The sequence below is a fragment of the Puniceicoccaceae bacterium genome, assembly GCA_040224245.1.
In the GTDB taxonomy this organism is placed as follows: Bacteria; Verrucomicrobiota; Verrucomicrobiia; order Opitutales; family JAFGAQ01; genus JAKSBQ01.
In genome coordinates this window covers 1-16,316 of record JBEGIR010000002.1, presented here as the reverse complement: position 1 = coordinate 16,316, position 16,316 = coordinate 1, and the positions used below count along the sequence as shown (strand labels likewise).

The 16,316-nt window shown below is 53.6% G+C and carries 10 protein-coding genes; 3 read left to right on the top strand and 7 right to left on the bottom strand.

Features of this window, described 5'->3' with window-relative positions; all coding sequences use genetic code 11:
* Nucleotides 1–24 precede the first annotated feature (24 nt).
* Nucleotides 25–1,101, top strand: coding sequence for a GDSL-type esterase/lipase family protein (locus ABQ298_00140; GenBank protein MEQ9822774.1), 1,077 nt, complete (start codon nt 25–27; stop codon nt 1,099–1,101).
* A gap of 30 nt (nt 1,102–1,131) precedes the next feature.
* Here ABQ298_00140 and ABQ298_00135 read toward each other — a convergent pair whose 3' ends face one another.
* The 6 genes from ABQ298_00135 to ABQ298_00110 all read right to left on the bottom strand — a co-directional run bounded on the left by ABQ298_00135 (nt 1,132) and on the right by ABQ298_00110 (nt 10,618).
* Complete coding sequence (locus ABQ298_00135; protein ID MEQ9822773.1) at nt 1,132–4,377, bottom strand: efflux RND transporter permease subunit; 3,246 nt, start codon at nt 4,375–4,377, stop codon at nt 1,132–1,134.
* Between the two features lie 48 nt (nt 4,378–4,425).
* Entirely contained in the window at nt 4,426–5,652 is a 1,227-nt protein-coding gene (locus ABQ298_00130; protein MEQ9822772.1) for an efflux RND transporter periplasmic adaptor subunit, read from the bottom strand.
* A gap of 49 nt (nt 5,653–5,701) precedes the next feature.
* Nucleotides 5,702–7,138 (bottom strand): efflux transporter outer membrane subunit, encoded by a 1,437-nt coding sequence (locus ABQ298_00125; GenBank protein MEQ9822771.1) that lies wholly within the window; start codon nt 7,136–7,138, stop codon nt 5,702–5,704.
* Between the two features lie 457 nt (nt 7,139–7,595).
* A complete protein-coding gene (locus tag ABQ298_00120; protein MEQ9822770.1) occupies nt 7,596–7,955 on the bottom strand; it encodes a DUF6794 domain-containing protein in 360 nt (119 codons plus the stop codon).
* Nucleotides 7,952–8,227 carry a hypothetical protein gene (locus tag ABQ298_00115; protein ID MEQ9822769.1) on the bottom strand — a complete coding sequence of 92 codons (276 nt, stop codon included), beginning with the start codon at nt 8,225–8,227 and terminating at the stop codon, nt 7,952–7,954. Before ABQ298_00115 ends, ABQ298_00120 begins: the two co-directional genes overlap by 4 nt.
* 357 nt (nt 8,228–8,584) lie before the next feature.
* Nucleotides 8,585–10,618, bottom strand: a complete 2,034-nt coding sequence (locus tag ABQ298_00110) for an alpha-L-arabinofuranosidase C-terminal domain-containing protein (GenBank protein MEQ9822768.1) — start codon at nt 10,616–10,618, stop codon at nt 8,585–8,587.
* A gap of 642 nt (nt 10,619–11,260) precedes the next feature.
* On the opposite strand from ABQ298_00110, the gene raiA reads away from it, so the two are divergent.
* Together raiA and hrpA are read left to right on the top strand one after the other, a co-directional pair.
* A complete protein-coding gene (raiA, locus tag ABQ298_00105) occupies nt 11,261–11,668 on the top strand; it encodes a ribosome-associated translation inhibitor RaiA (protein ID MEQ9822767.1) in 408 nt (135 codons plus the stop codon).
* 559 nt (nt 11,669–12,227) lie between these two features.
* Complete coding sequence (hrpA, locus tag ABQ298_00100; protein ID MEQ9822766.1) at nt 12,228–16,010, top strand: ATP-dependent RNA helicase HrpA; 3,783 nt, start codon at nt 12,228–12,230, stop codon at nt 16,008–16,010.
* 27 nt (nt 16,011–16,037) lie between these two features.
* Here hrpA and ABQ298_00095 read toward each other — a convergent pair.
* A partial coding sequence (locus ABQ298_00095) for an MBL fold metallo-hydrolase (GenBank protein ID MEQ9822765.1) occupies nt 16,038–16,316 on the bottom strand: 279 nt, incomplete at its 5' end.

The following is a 16,316-nucleotide window of genomic DNA, read 5'->3' as shown; positions in this document are numbered from 1 at the left end:
TCTCTGAATTACAACTGTTTTAAGATGAAACCCCATCGAATTTTCGAAGTATTTTCACTGGTGATCGGGTTATTGCCCCATGTGCTGATTGCCGAAACAACATCACTCGTACTGACTTCAGATCTGGTTCAGATTGAAGGGCGGGTTCAACGGGAAGCGGATGGATCTGTCATTGCTTCATTCCCGGGAGTGACGATTGACATCGCCTTTGAAGGCGAAGGATTGGATTTGATTGTGGAGGCCCTTCAGTCCGATCTTTTTCTGGATGTTAGCGTGGATGAGGGACCTTTTCGCTGGATTCCGCTGGAAGAAGGTACACAAACGGTGCGGCTGGCAGAGGGTGGATCGGGGATACACCGGGTACGCATCGTTCGTCGCAATGAAACCTGGCAGGGCATGCTGCGCTTCAAGTCCCTGAGCCTGGAACAGGGAGAATGGAACCCCGCACCCGAACGTCCTGAACGTCGCTTACTGTTCATCGGGGATTCGATTACCTGTGGTTCTGCCTGCGACATTCGTGAAGGGGGACCGACAGAAGGTGGATTCACGCACAACGCACGGCTTTCATACGGATATCGCATTGCTCGCATGTTGGATGCGCAGGTGCATCTCGTGAGCTATGGTGGACGCGGAGTCATTCGGGACTGGCAGGGGAATCGGGCCACCAACAATGCACCACAATTCTATGAGCGCACATTGGCCGATGATCCAGAGTCGCGCTGGGATCATACTGTCTATGTTCCGGATGTGGTCGGTATTTGCCTGGGAACCAATGATTTCAGCCGTGGCATTCCCGATCAGAATGAATTTGTGAATGCCTACGTGGAGTTGGTGCGGAAAGTCATGCGTGATGCGCCCGAAGCGACTGTGTTCTTGATCGAATCCCCGATGTTTGGGCTTGAAGGGGCTGATGGAGTCAAGCGTTCGGCACTCAATCACTATCTGAAACAGGTTGTGGAATTTGTAGGAAGTGAGCGTGTGCAGTTCCTGAAATTGGGTCACTTCCCCGGGCGACCGGAGGATGCACACCCGGTCGCATCAGAACATGAAGAAATCGCACGACAACTGGCTCCGAGCTTTCGGGAAGCGTTGGAGCGTTGAGTCGCTGCGGGGAGCAGAGAGTGTCCTGTTTCAGGCTTGAGACAGGAACGCCCGACGGTTTCGAAGCCTCCTCCCCATCGTGCCAGGAAAGCGGACCAGTCGTCCTAGCAGTGCAACGCAATCATCTACGATCAGGTAGATTGATGGAACCAGGATCAGGGTGATCACAGTTGCGAAAAGAATGCCAAAGGCGAGGGAGGTTGCCATGGGTTTGAGAAACGCTGCCTGCAGGCTGGGTTCCCAAAGCATGGGAAGCAATCCGAAGAAGGTTGTGAACGAGGTCAGTAGGATCGCGCGAAAACGGGCTGGACCCGCTTCGAGGATGGCTTCCATTCGATCCATGCCCCGCTGCTCGCGTTTGTTGATGAAATCGACCATGAGCAGACTGTCGTTCACCACAACCCCGGAAAGTGCCATCATGCCACAGATTGAAAGAACACTCAGAGGCATGCCCATGAGCCAGTGTCCGAAGATAGCACCGACGATTCCGAATGGGATCACGGACATGATGATTAAAGGTTTGATGTAGGAACTCAGAGGGATCGCCATCAGGGCAAAGATTAGAAACAGCGAGATCAGCATGCCCCTGCTGAGCGCACCCATCGCTTCATTCTGTTCCCGGCTTTCGCCCTCGATTTCGTATTTGACGCCAGGATAGCGACGCAACAGATCGGGAATGAACTCCTCTTGCAGTTCCTTGATGATGCGGTTGGCATCGACCGATGCCTTGTCCACATCGGCGGTCACATTGACCACGCGCTTGCGATCCACATGTCGGATGGTGGAGTAACCCTTGTCCAGAACCGCTACGGCGACGGATTCGAAAGGAACAGTTCCTCCGTCGGGAGTCCGGATTCGCATGGTTTCGAGCGTGTTGAGGTTGCGGCGGTCTGTTTCGGGATAGCGAACCATCACCCTGACCTCGTCCTTGCCGCGCTGAATGCGCTGGGCTTCAGCGCCGTAAAATGCGTAGCGGGTCTGCCGTGCGAGGTCGCCGAGATTCAATCCCAATGCCTCAGCCTCGGGTTTGATCTCGAGGCGAAGTTCCTGTTTGCCGGTGCTGAAAGAATCCTTGATATCAAAGACACCAGTGTAAGTTCCCAGTTGTTCCTTGATGCGGTCTGCCACAGTATCGAGCTGCTCAAAATCATTACCCACCAACTGGAAGTTGATCGGTTGTCCACCACTGTTGGTGCTGCCTTGAAACTCAAGTTCATTGAGGCCGGGTATTTGCCCGACCTTTTCCCGCCAGCGATTGATGAAGTCGAAGGTATCGGTGTGGCGGTCCTCACCGGGCATGAGGGTGACGATGATGCGGGCACTGTTTTCATCAAAGGATAGCACCATTGTGTGATCAATGATGCCGTTGGTGTCCTGGGTTGTGCTTTTGATCTCTTCGTTGACCTGTTCAGCGAGGTCGCGAAGATAGAATGCCGTCTGATGGGTGACGCGTGAGGGTGTTCCTTCGGCCATGACGACCCTCACATTGACATCATCGAGCGGCACGTTGGGGAAAAACTGCCAGGGAACCTGAGTGGATTGAACGAGCGCGATGGAGAGCGCAATCAAGGCGGTGAAGCCTGTGAGTGTGACCCAGCGGTAGGCAATCGCAAAACGCAGCCACGGACGATAGAGTCGCTCGATGATCCATTGCAGGGCACTGCCCACTTTGCGTTGTACCCAGAGGATGGGTCCCACGTGGGAATCGCGATGGTAGTTCACCTTCATGCGTGCCAGATGGGCAGGAAGGATCAGCTTGGATTCCACGAGTGAGAAGAGAAGGCAGAGGATGATGACGATTCCGATTTGCGCCCATATCTTTCCATTCACTCCCGGGATCATGAGCATGGGCATGAAGGCCACGATAGTGGTCAACACTCCAAAAGTTGCAGCTGTAGCGACTTCGCGGGCACCCTTGATCACGTTTTCGGTACTGTGCCCCTCGGCGCGAGTCACCGTGAAGACATTTTCGCCGATCACGATGGCATCGTCCACGACGATTCCGAGCACCACAATGAAGCCGAAGAGCGTGATCATGTTGATCGATACATCGAAGAACGGCAGGGTCATGACCCAGAGTGCACCGAGGAAACAGACGGGGAGTCCCATCATGACCCAGAAGGCCAGTTTCAGTCGCAGGAATAGAGCCAGTGCAAGAAAGACCAGTGCTCCTCCGACGAGTGCGTTTCGTAGCATGAGGCTCAGTCGGCCTTTGAGCAATGTGGAAGAGTCGAACCAGATATTGAGTTCCACTCCAGGGGGCAGGGTATCACTGCGGACCTCAATGAATCGCCGCACGGTGCGCGAGATATCGAGGGCATTCTGATCCCCCACACGAAAGACCTGAATTGCCAGCGCGGGTTCGTGATCAAACTCGAGCAGTGCCTGATAGTCCTGAAAACCATCTACGACGTTGGCAACCTCACCCAGCAGCAAACGTGTGCCATCTTCATGGGTGAGCAGCACAATGTTTTCGAACTCGGGTCCACGGTAGGCCTTCCCTTTGGTGCGCAGCAGGATTTCTCCGCCTTCGGTCTTGATGGAACCTGCGGGCAGGTCGAGAGAGGAGTTGCGCACGGCCTGAACGACATCATCAAAGGTCAACGCATATTCCCTCAGCGCGGTTTCACTGATTTCAATCGAGATTTCATAACCCCGGTCACCGCGCACCTGTGCCTGCGTCACCCGGGAATAGGGGAAGAGCAACTTCTCCCAAAAGGAGCGATCTGACTCCAGGCTTGCGGGGTTGAGCGTGATCAGTTCTTCCCGGATTTGTTTGCTCAATTCCTTCAGGCTGCGTTCATCCATGTCGCCACTGACCGTCATCCAGAGCACTTCCTGCTCGATCTTCTGTTCGTAAATGACGGGATTCTCTGTTTCCGCAGGAAAGGTAGAAATCGCATCGACACGATTTTTGATTTCGTCGAGCTTGCGACCGACATCGTAGTCGGGTTCGATCTCCACGACGACGGTGCCATAGCCCTCGGAGGCCCAGGACTGGATGCGTTTGATGCCTTCAATATCTTGAATAGCCTCCTCAATCTTGACGCACACGCCCTCTTCTACCTCCTGCGGTGCAGCACCGAGATAGGGAACGCCGATGCGAATCGAATCGAGCGCTACCTGTGGAAAAAACTCTTTGCGGATATGGAGTGCACTCGTGATTCCGATGAAGAGAATCGCCAGCATGAGCAGATTGGCGGCGATGTGGTTGCGTGCGAACCAGCTGATGATGCCTCGGTCGGAAGCGGGTTCAGGGTCGGGATGGTGTTGCATAACGGGAAAACGAAGAAGGGATGAAGGGGGATGTTGATCAACATGGACCTATTTCAGGCTGAATTGATCGTGGTGATTGCTGTAGTAGCTAAGGTTGACATCGGTGTTTTCGACGGCCTCGACTGGCATGCCCTCGACCACAAACTCCAGGGCGGTCAGGCAAATGCGTTCCCCAGGTTGAATACCGCTCTGAAGGTAGGCCCATTTGTCGTCAGTGCGCAGCACTCCTACGTTTCGGCGGTGGATCGAATCTTCCGCATTGACGACAAGGACCTGATCGGAACCCCGCAGCGCGTGGCGTGGAATCACCACGAGTGGATCGTAGACTCGTCCCTGCAGAGAAGCCTGCACGAACATGCCAATGCTGAGTGGTACGGATTGCGAGGGATTGTACCTTCCATAGGGATCCTCGACTCTGGCGACGGCATACATGACGCGGGATTTCGGATCAATGGTTCCCTCAGTTCGTACAATATGCCCGACCCACTGGTGTTGCATGCCGCCAAAACGTGAAACCAGTATCACTTTGGGAGCTGGTGCAGTATCTTCGACGCTGCGAAAGGCGAAGGGTAGATCGATGAAAAGCAAGTCTTCAGCGGTAAGGGGAAGGCGGATTTCGACAAAATCGGTTGCAAAGATCTGTGCGAGTTGCGTGCCCGGATTGACAACCTGACCGAGATCGGCGTACCGCTCCCGCACCATGCCCTCGTAAGGGGCTACGATGGTGGTGCGCTGGAGGTTGCGCCTGGCCCGGGCCAACGCAGCTTCAGCAGAACGGATATTCGCTTGCGCTTCCTTCAACTGGGGTTCCCGCAGGGCAAGTGATGGAGCTTCTTCGGCAGTTTTTCCGAGGGCAACCCAATCCTTGAGCGCTTGTTCTGAAAGTGCTTTCTCGCGAAGATAATCCACTTCGGCTCGTGCCAGCTGTGCTTCAGCTGAAATAACTGCGGCTTCGTAGTCAGCTGAATCAATTTGAAGCAGCACTTCGCCTTTTTCGAAGGTCCCACCTGCGTAGAGGGAGGGTGCAACGTGGGTGATCAATCCTGATACTTCAGGGAAGAGAGTGGTTTCGGTCCGGGGTGAAACCGTTCCCTGGCTTTGCACGTGAAAATACACGGGCTGAGGTTTGGCGCGCACGATTTCAACGAGGGTGCGTTGCACCTCGATTTCGCGTTTTTCAGGCTCGGTTTTAGTGGCCATCAGGCCAGCGAACGCCATGCCAGTGAGCACGATGATTCCTGCGATGGAGGCAATCGTTATCAGAAACTTTTTCATAGATGTGAGCAGATGGATGTTGTTGAAAAGAGATTTTGACGCTTGGGGTTCAGGCATCACCCCCAAGGGCGAGGAAAAGCTGAATACGGTTTTGAAGGCGAGCGTTGCGGGCCTCAATGAGGCTTTGCCTTGCGTTCAACGCAAAGCGCTGAGACTCGAGCACCGTAACGATATTGATGAGTCCGGAGGTGTACTGTTGCCAGGCGAGTTGTTCGGCCTCGGCTGACTGACTGGCAGCCTCCTGTGCTGAGCGCTCCAGCGCGGCAAAGGTGAGATCCGCATCGAGTGCCTGTTCGATCTCAAAAAAAGCCTGCAAGACGACCTGCTCGTAGCGGGCCTGTGCCTGCTCGAAAAGGGCGCGGGAACGCTGCACGTTGGCATCAAGACGACCACCAGTGAACACGGGTTGGTTTACGGTGAGTGCCACGTTCCAGGATTCGGTATCGCTATCGAGCAGATCTCGAAAGGCTTCGCTCTGCAGGCCGGCACTTCCGGTGAGCAGGATCGACGGCAGGCGAACCCGGGAGGAGGCCTTGATCGCGTGGGATGCCGCTGCGATGCGGTGGATCGCAGCGCGAACATCCGGACGTCTCTCGATCACTTGTGCGGGAATTCCAGCAGGTGCGTTGTCGAGCAAGTCCGGCAGTTGGGTGGGCACTTCAAGTTCTGCATCCGGGTAGCGTCCGATGAGGATCTGCAGTGCACGTAAGCTGCGTTTAAACGCCTCCTCACGTCGCGCCAATGTGCTTTCAGCAGTGGCCGCGTTGGCCGCAGCAAGCCGGTAATCGAGTGCAGAGTCAATGCCCCGCTCAAAGCGGTTCTGAATCAAGGCCGTGGTCGAGCGATAGTTTTCGAGCGTTTCATGAGCCAATTGCAGTTGCTCTGCAGCTGCGATGGTTTGGTACCAAGTGCTGCCGACACCTGCAATCAGGGCATGGCGCGCCTGGAGTAAATCGAACCCAGTCGCATCCTGTTCTGCAACAGCTGCGGAGGCGTCGTTGCGAATGCGTCCCCAGAGGTCCAGTTCCCAGGACGCTCCCAACCCCAGGCTATACACATCAGTCGTGCGGGTCGGTGCTCCCTGTGGGCGAGATTCCGTGCGACTGCCGCTACCCTCAATGCCCAGAGATGGGTAGAGGTCCGCTCGTGTTGAACGCAGAATCTGTCGAGCACTTTCGAGTCGGGCGGCCGCCACCTTGAGATCCGGATTGTGGCGAAGCGCTTCGGAAATCAGTGCGTCCAGTGTGCTGTCCTTGAAGCGCCGGATCCAGTCGTGCGGATTCTCGGTGGAAATCATGGTGAATCGGGTTTCTGGTGCATTTTCGGTTGCTGCCCAGGAGTCTGGCTGCAGTGAGGTGATGCGTTCAGGTGGGTTGATGGGCTGCACGGAGGTTGTGCAGCTGCTCAAGAGCAGGACTCCAGTGGCAAAAGCCGGAAATGGAAGCCAGAGGCAGCGGACGGGAACAAAGATACGTTGGAGCGACATGGTGAATTGGGAAAAGGGTGGGAGCAATTTTTGAATGAATTCAGTTCTCCTATCGGAATCTATGCCAATTTGATTGTTATTCATGATTACGTTGAGGAGTTTGAATTGTTTCAGAGATTCTTGAATGGATGGAGAATCGTCGAAACCTGCTTAAAAATAGCTCCTGGAAGGCAGTATTGATGGCTTTGCAGTGAAGTATGGAAGTACCCTGCAGTGAACTTTTTGCACATGAAATCGAGGTGGATTTCTGTTGAGCAGCTAAGGGTGATGGGTCGCAACCGCACTTCAGCCCGTTGGGTGTGCATCTGTCAGCGCCTATACTTCTGTCCCTTTGTCGAAACTGTTAAGTTTCAAAAATGGGACGGAATCATTTGCGCAGCAAGGTGGCGAAATTTACCAATTCGAGGCGGATATGGTGTTTGGAAATGAGCTAAGCAGAATGCTCCTGAACTGCAGGTCAGGGAGCTTGTTCACTGCGCAGGTAAGCCACGTAATGATTGAAGATGACAGCCACCATCTGATCGGGGTGTTCGATGTCTCGCTTTCGCAGGTAAGTGGCAATTTTGGAATCTTTCCAAAGTCCCCAGTATTCTTTGAGCTGCATTCCGAAAGTCAGCACGAGGTCCTTGACCTCGGTATCGCCTGAACGCAGGGCCTGTTTTTGCTGATCGGTGAGCATGCGGTCGAGTTCAACGCAGGCTTCCTCAAGGTTGCGGGGAACTGTTACTCCTTCAATCGGACGAAATTCCGTCGCGCATCCCGACGACAGGATCAGAAACAAGACTGTGAATAGGGAATGCCAGCAGATTCGCTTCATGCACATGCATCGGGAGAGGATTTGCGGGTGTGCGGACCGTAGTTAAAAAGATCGGCAAGGGTGAACGGACCGTGTCCGGTGGCATTGAGTGCGTCAAGGATGCGGTGCTGGGAATGGGGAGTCAGCTGACGCCCCTTGCAGGCTCTTGCGACCATCTTGTGCGAGATGGGGTGGGGCGAAGCGGCCACGAGGTCATGGTTCTTGAGCTGGTGCTTTGCCATGACTTGTTCGATGGGCTGGGGTCCCCGGTTGTGTTCGGATGATGCTTGCATGCTGTGAATGCATCTTGTCAGAGCTTTTGGGGGATTCAAGCGCGTTTGTGGATGCGCGACTGATACTGTCAGGAAAGTACTTTTAAAGGTGTTGCCGTGTGCTCGGTACGGTGCATCAGCCACCAGAGCAGGGGTAAATTCAGGAGCGAAGCGCCGTGTATGGGTAAAGGGTATGGTGTCACACGATAGGTGCGGATTTGCATTGAAGCGTGATCTGGCAATCGGAATGTGAGCTTCAAGCAAAGCGGCCAGTGGCAATACGCAGATACTGCCACTGGCCCATTTAATTCATTCGTGATCGGGTTTCGATCCGAAGTGGAAACCTGCAGAACAGGCGGACTAAGGAACCCGTTTGCGCTAGCGCGCTGCAGTTGCAAGGGGTAAAACAAAAATCGCAGCGCTGAGAGCGGGAACTTCCAGACCTTGGGAAAGGTCAAGCCCTACAGCGTGCTTGATGTCAACAGAGCGCTCCTGTCCCGGTGCATTATAGGCAAACTCATCTTCACCGGAAAAATGCCAGCGGCTGGCGCTTCCAGTAACCTGCACGCCTGCGATCTCGGGATTCAAAAGTGCCATTTCAGTAGTGAGATTAATCACCCCGATGGTGAGATACTGTCCATCCTCAGTCATCGCAGCCGAAACATCGAAAGGACCTTCCACCCCTTCAACTTTCAGGGGGAACTTGCCGAAGTGCTTACGATACATGCTCAAAGCCAGGCCAGTCGTCTCAATCTCAGCAGAAATTCGGGTCGTTTTAATTGCCCCGATCACATTCACCGTTTGGGCGTATAGTGCCATTTCGATGATGTCTGTATGTCGGAAATACTCATGCAAGCCAGCAGCAGTCCCCAGGCCGTCAGCAAGGTCATAGATGCAACCCAGCTCACCATAAGCATAGTCACGGTGCCAGTAATTCCACTCGGTCATTGCGATCGGGATAATCCGGTCATCGAGATGCTCCAACTGTGTCTGCAAGACCCGGTGGCCTTCCGCCTTGGTGCGAATGCTGTTTTGCATGCTCGCGATATGCTGGGTTAAAGCAACTCTACCAGTTTCGCTCCAAGGTGTTCTTCCTGCATAAAAGTGCTCAGAAATCATGTCCATGTAGTTGGAGCTGTCCAAGAGCATTCCCTCTGTCCACGGGATCCCTCTGCGGGATTGCACGGGATCGGTGCCATGGTTGATCCGTTCCAAATCACCGGAGGCAATCAGCACAAGATTGGAATCGGCATCCAGCATAGCCTCTGCAAATTCGTTGTGTTTCAGCACGTAATGATGGAGCTGCATGTGTCCAAGCTGCCAGTTGCCCCACATTTCGTTGCCTACGCACCAATAGCGTACGCCATAGGGTTCCTTGTGTCCGTTCTGGGCACGCCAGCTTCCCCCAATCGTGGAAGTATCGCCGTTGGTATATTCCACCCACTGGGCAGCGGAATAGGAATCGCCAAACCCGGTATTGGCGGCGATCATGGGTTCCGCACCGATCAGGCGGCAAAAGAGCAGGAATTCATCGGTGCCAAAATCATTATGCTCGACGCCAGTCCAGGCAGGATTGCGGCGTGGAGGACGACGATCACGATCTCCGATGCCATCACGCCAGTTGTATCCACTGACAAAATTTCCACCTGGCCAACGGTAAAGCGGGGAGTCCAACTCACGCAAGAGATCCAAGGTGTCGCTGCGCATCCCGTGGACATTGTCCCCTGGCATCAGAGAAAGGGTGCCGAGAAGAACTTCTCCCTTTACAACGGAAACCGTTAAAGTGGCACCCATGGCAACCGTGTTCTTTGCGACAAATTCAAAGCTTTTCTTAACATAGTCGGAGTTGTTGCCATCTACATGAATACGGGTGGAGGCAGCATCTGTTTGGGGCTGACCCCAAGTGAGAGTCACTTCAAGCTCAGCATCCCCGCCCAAGGGCTTGACCCAGAGATATCCAGGATAGTTCATGCCTTCGACGACACCGAGGTCATGCTGGCGAATTGCGGTGCCAGCCTTGATTCTTGGGGTATGTCTCCCCACAAAGCTGCCCTGAGTGACCATTTTCAGGCCATCGACATTGCCAATGATTTCCCAAGGGGAACCCGATACAACCGGAAACTCGGTCGCGTCAATGACTCCAGGAAAATCGGGGTCTGCCAGAATTTGATCACCGTAAGGATCATAATCAGGACTCACAGGATGATAAAACTTACGGTCTTCGAGCATTTCCGCCCAGATACCGCCATAAATACAGCGGCCAAGGTGTTCAATGAACTGTCCGTAAATGTAGGGATTAATCGGAGCAATCTCGTCAGTCGATAAACGCGGATTGATCTCAGTCTGTGCTCCCAGAAAGGGAGAAGCCGCCGTGCTGAAGGCTAAGGCGGTTTTAAGTAGTATTTTTTTCATAGGCTGATTTATTGAAATTGAATTCTGCGCGCATGCATCATCAATCTGAGAACCCGTTGGGATCAAGTAAAGCCGCTCTCAGAGTAGGGATTTCGCAATCTTCTCTTTTACAATTACTTGGATTACAAAGGCCTGTTGTCTTAACTGTAAAGTAAAAATCGAACCTATCCGCTCAACGAAAGAAGGGCTTCTTGCGGAAGTAATGGATAAACGGATTGGAAACCGCTTTTCGGGGCGTCAGCCATGAAGGGGGTAAATATTAGAACGGTATCTTGCGAAATAACCATATTCGACTATCGGTTTCATCGTACGAATGCCCTTGACAATGTCTGGGGGTTGACCTAAATTCTTGGCAGAATGAGTCAGGATATTAATAGTTTGTTTCGACTTGTTGGAGGAGCATATAGTCTGATCTTCCTCGCTTAACGCCGATGATCCTTTGAAAAGGATTCCTCCTTCATTTTAGGAGGCTGAGATTTTCACGGATCATCGGGTTTCATTTGTCCTGTATTCCAGGTAGTGCCTGGGATTCCGCTGCATGTTTTGCAGCATCCACACCTGATTTCCCTGGAGTTTAATGACTTAGGGGGGGAGTGCGTATGTACGCGTAAATCAACGTGTAAACGAAGTATAAATGAAATAATGAATACTAACGATATTATTCTGTGCGGAAACGGCTTGGAATTGAGCCAGGCAAACAAAGAATTCATTGAGCATAAGGTCGATAAACTCCTGCGACAGGATCGACATATCATAAGAGTGCGTGTTGAACTTGAGTTGGAAACTCAAAAGGTTCGTGGACGGGTGTTTGTTGCCCGCGGGATTGTGGAGCTTAATGGCCCAGACCTCGTGGCTTCCGTCAAATCGAAGAACGCTTACGCTGCTATCGACGAGATGGTGGACAAGTTGGCGCGGAAACTTCGGCACAGACACCGTCGCCGCTTGTTCCGGCGGGTTCAACTGAGTCCCATTGATCTGCCAGTTTCCCTTCCAAAGGTCCCGCAGATGCGAAAGGCGAGACAAGGAAAGCCGGGTTCAAGGGCAGCTTGAGTGGAGCTGGCAGGAAGAGCGGACTCTTTTTGGCGGAACGGCTGCGGTTGAAGCGGTTTCTGGAGTTCCTGAAATCGCTGAATCCTGTTCGTTTTCTACGATTGAGCAAGGCAGACGGGGCGTAACCCGTGGGCGAAGAACATGCTGCGGGGCAGCTTCGTCATGGATAGGGATTTAATGGAAAAGTGATTCAAGGCAGTGGAGCGGAAAATTTACCGAACTTCGGTAATTGGAACCAGAAGAACAACAAGAAAGGAGAATGATCATGGGCGATAAGTCCCCGAAGGCTATCAAAAAGAAGACTGCGCACGAGCAGTCCAAGACCAAGAGAATCAAGAAGAAGGAGAAACACCTGGCTCTTACTCAGCGATCTGAAATGGCAATGAAGAGGAAGTAGTGGGCGGGGCCATTCATCCATGAGGGTGAATGGCCCTTTCGCTTTCCGGCACTGGCGGAGCAGGTGCAATGACTTCAAGGCCGACAATGGAGATGGGCGGGATTGCAGATTTGTAGGGTTGCCAACGTGCGAGCGAGCCGTTGCATGGAGGGTTTGCAATTCATGTTTGATCCAGCCCAGATCCGATTACCCGAAGAGCTTCCGATTTCGCAACAGGAAGAAGTGATACTGCGGAAGCTGCGCGAACACCAGGTTGTCATCATTCGCGGGGAAACGGGTTCCGGGAAAACCACCCAGATCCCAAAGCTCTGTCTCAAGGCCGGACTGGGTAAGCGTGGCGTGATTGGTTGCACCCAACCGCGACGGGTGGCAGCGTTTGCGGTTGCCAATCGCATTGCCGAAGAGCTGGGGCCTTCGGGAGGAAGTCTGGTGGGAACCAAGATCCGGTTTACCGATCAGACGAATCGGCGCACCCGGATCAAGGTCATGACCGATGGCATCTTGCTCAATGAAATGCAGCGAGATCCCCTGCTGCGGGCTTATTCTGTGGTTGTGGTGGACGAAGCCCACGAGCGCAGCCTGAACATCGATTTTATTTTAGGACACCTGATTCAGATTCGCGAGCGCCGACCGGATCTTAAAATCATTGTGACTTCTGCAACGATTGATACGCAGCAGTTTTCGGAGGCGTTTGGCGGGGCACCCGTGATTGAGGTGACGGGGCGCATTTACCCGGTTGAAGTTCGCTATCAACCCTTTGATGAGCGGGAGGAGAATTTCACCTATATTGAAGCCTGCGATGAGGCAGTGCAGCAGATTCTGTCGGGTTCGAGGCAAGGGGACATCCTGGTGTTTTTGCCCGCTGAGAAGGACATTCGTGAGCTGTGTGACCGGCTGGATGGGGCGTATGGGGCGCGTCTGGAGGTTGTGCCGCTGTTTGTACGCTTGAGCCAGTCGGATCAACAGCGCATTTTCCGCACCGGTGGGCGCCGCAAGGTAGTGGTGGCCACGAATATTGCAGAAACATCCATCACGGTACCGGGGATTCGCTATGTGGTGGACTCGGGTTTGGCGCGCATCAGTCGCTACAGTTCGCACTCGAGGACACAGCGACTGCCGATTGAACCCATTTCCCAGAGCAGTGCCAACCAGCGGAAAGGCAGGTGTGGTCGTGTATCGGAGGGGGTGTGCATCCGACTCTACAGCGAAGAAGACTTTGCCAGTCGACCGGAGTTTACTCCGCCTGAAATTTTCCGTTCAAATCTCGCTGCAGTCATTCTGCGCTTAAAGGCATTCAAGTTTGGAACCATCGAGCAGTTTCCCTTTCTGGATCGACCGGAGTCGCGTGCGATTCAGGGAGGCATGATTTTACTGAAGGAACTGCGCGCGATCGATGAGAACGAAGTCCTGACAGAAATTGGCCGCAAGCTCGCGAGACTGCCGATTGACCCGACGATCGGACGTATGCTGATCGAGGCCAGAGAGCGCAACGTGCTGCGCAGTGTGCTCATCATCGCTTCGGGTTTGTCGATTCAGGATCCGCGTGAACGCCCCTTGGAAAAAGAGGCAAAGGCGGATCAGGAACACCAGAAATTCAAAGTAAAAGGGTCTGATTTTCTCAGTTTGCTGCAAATCTGGAAAGATTTTGATGAAAAATATGAAAAATGGTCGCAGAGTAAGATGAGAATTTTCTGTCGCGATCATTTCATCTCTTACCAGCGTCTTCGGGAGTGGCGTGAAATTCATCAGCAGATTCGCGCGGTTCTGGAGGATATGGATCGCTTTGATCTGGGGGATGGGACTGACGACGTGGATGCGATTCATTGTAGCATCTTGACGGGACTGATTGGCAATGTCGCGTTTCGGGAGCAGGGCAACTGGTTTCAGGCAACTCGAGGGCGCAAGGTGATGGTGTTTCCGGGGTCGGTGATGTTTCAGAAGCAGCTGCGCCATGCCCGTGAAGCCTCCAAGTCGCGAAAACCCGAACGCGCTTCGGGTCCAAAGGAATGGGTGATGGCAGCTGAATTTGTGGAGACCTCACGCTTGTTTGCGAGGACTCTGGCGGTGGTGGACCCACAGTGGATTCGCAAGGCGGGAGCGCATTTGATGAAAGTTTCGTATCAGGAGCCACACTGGTCGGTTCGTTCCCAGCGCGTCCTGGCGTGGAAGAAGGAATTTTTGTATGGTCTTCTGATTGATAAGAGCCGGGCGGGTTATGGGCGAGTGGATGCGGCGCAGTCCAAGGAAATTCTGATTCGAAGTGGCATTCTCGAAAAGGGAATCCGGGATCACTTTGCATTTCTTGATCACAATGCGAAGGTGGCGGAGGAAGTTGTGGAGCTGCAGACGCGGTTTCGCCGCACGCTTTCGTATGATCTCGATTATCGATTGTATCAATTCTACGACGAGCGCCTGCCGGAAATCAGCTCGGTAGCAGAACTGCACCGGTGGTGGCGAGGTTTGAGTCCGGAGCAACAGGAAGGCATGCTGCTGAAACCTGCGGACCTGTTGGACAGAGAGGTTCTGGACTCGGAAAAAGGCGCATTTCCGGATCAATTGGATCTTGGAGGAATCACGGTTCGCGTCGATTACCGCTATCGACCGGGTGAGGTGAATGATGGGGCAACACTTCGCATGCCGATAACTCATTTCGTGAGCGTGCAGGAGGGGAGCCTGGACTGGATGATTCCGGGATTGGTGGAACCGAAAGTGGAACATCTGCTGCGAACACTGCCGAAGGATTACCGTCGCTTTCTGAGTCCGGTGCGCGAAAAGTGTACGGCGATCCTGTCACAGCTTCGTCCGAGTCCGAAATCGCTGGTTGAGGAGCTTACGGCTATGGTTGCCACATTATTTGACCTGCGCATTCCCATGAGTGCATGGGATCTGAACAGCTTGCCAGAGCACTTGAGACTCAAGATTGAACTCACTGAGGCGGAAACGGAAGAAGTCGTCGCTTGCAGTTCGGACTGGAACGAATTGCAAAGCCGTGCGGAAGCCTGGATTCGCAAGCAAGGTGGCACGCATTCCTCGCACACTCAGGTTGAGGCCTGGAAACAGGCGTGTGTTGAGTGGGAACGGGCCAATGTCACAAGCTGGAGTTTTCCTGATTTACCCGAATCCATTGAAGTGACAAGCATCCAGGGTGTTCCCCTGATGGCGTATCCATCACTGGTGCAGGACACCCAGGCACAGGTTTCGGTGCGCTTGCTCAAGCACCGGGAGCAGGCGTTGTTGCATACACCAGCAGCCTACCGGAGGCTCTGTGAAATGGCTGTTGGCAGGGAAATGGGTTGGTTTTTGAGGGATCTCAAGCAACTGAAACCTGTGTGTTTGTCTTTCAGTGATGTGTATGTTTGGGAGGATTTTGCAGCGGATGTGGAGCAGCTCGTGCGCGGCAGTCTGTTTTCTCCATCCATGGAGTGGCCACTGCGCAAGCTGGAGTTTGAATCACGCGTGCAGCAAGCCATCCTTCGACTGCGAGGGATGCGCTATGAACTTGGCGAGCTGCTGGAGCGCATTGGGAAGGGCAGGCTTGAGTTGTTGAATGGGCCATATGCTTCTCATTCACTGACAAAGCAGCTGTTGCAGCGTCTGCTTCCGAAGCGATTCATGCGCATCTATCACCTTGAGCGCCTGGAGCAAGTGCCGCGCTATTTGCAAGCGCATGTGCTTCGGCTACAGCGTGCGGCACATCATCCAGCAAAGGATGTGGAGAAGGCCGAGCGACTTCAGCCCTTGTTGCAGCGCTATGTGCGATTGTCGCAAAAGCTTCCCGGGGCAAATGCGAGGGTAGTTGCCCAGGTGAGGGATCTGTTTTTTGCACTCGAAGAATTCCGGGTTTCTGTGTTTGCGCAGGAACTGGGAACCCATGGAAAGGTGTCACAGAAAAGCATTGAACAGCAAATGTCGGCCATCGAAGAGCTGATTGATAATCAACGGTGAGTGGAACATGTTCCTCTGGATGTGGTTTCAACCTGCAAAAAAGGGGTTGCACTCGCGTTCGGTCCGGATGGTAGTGACGGGACCATGACCGGGCAACAGCAGGGTGTCGGGAGAACCTGAGAGAAGCTTGTGCCGCAGCAGTTCGAGGGAATACCGATAGTCTTGTGGAATTTTTCCGGCGGAGCGCGCGTATACCGTATCACCCGCAGCAATGGCAACGGGGGTGCCGTGTGCATGTCGAAACTCATAACAGAGACTGTCTGGTGCGTGCCCAGGGATGTGCAGAACGCGAATCTGCACCCCGTC

Bases quoted from the DNA above. Each gene is read 5' to 3' on its own strand.
- hrpA (MEQ9822766.1), top strand. From the start codon at position 12,228: ATGTTTGATCCAGCCCAGATCCGATTACCCGAAGAGCTTCCGATTTCG.
- raiA (MEQ9822767.1), top strand. From the start codon at position 11,261: ATGAATACTAACGATATTATTCTGTGCGGAAACGGCTTGGAATTGAGC.
- ABQ298_00125 (MEQ9822771.1), bottom strand. From the start codon at position 7,138: ATGTCGCTCCAACGTATCTTTGTTCCCGTCCGCTGCCTCTGGCTTCCA.
- ABQ298_00140 (MEQ9822774.1), top strand. From the start codon at position 25: ATGAAACCCCATCGAATTTTCGAAGTATTTTCACTGGTGATCGGGTTA.
- ABQ298_00120 (MEQ9822770.1), bottom strand. From the start codon at position 7,955: ATGAAGCGAATCTGCTGGCATTCCCTATTCACAGTCTTGTTTCTGATC.
- ABQ298_00115 (MEQ9822769.1), bottom strand. From the start codon at position 8,227: ATGCAAGCATCATCCGAACACAACCGGGGACCCCAGCCCATCGAACAA.
- ABQ298_00135 (MEQ9822773.1), bottom strand. From the start codon at position 4,377: ATGCAACACCATCCCGACCCTGAACCCGCTTCCGACCGAGGCATCATC.
- ABQ298_00110 (MEQ9822768.1), bottom strand. From the start codon at position 10,618: ATGAAAAAAATACTACTTAAAACCGCCTTAGCCTTCAGCACGGCGGCT.
- ABQ298_00130 (MEQ9822772.1), bottom strand. From the start codon at position 5,652: ATGAAAAAGTTTCTGATAACGATTGCCTCCATCGCAGGAATCATCGTG.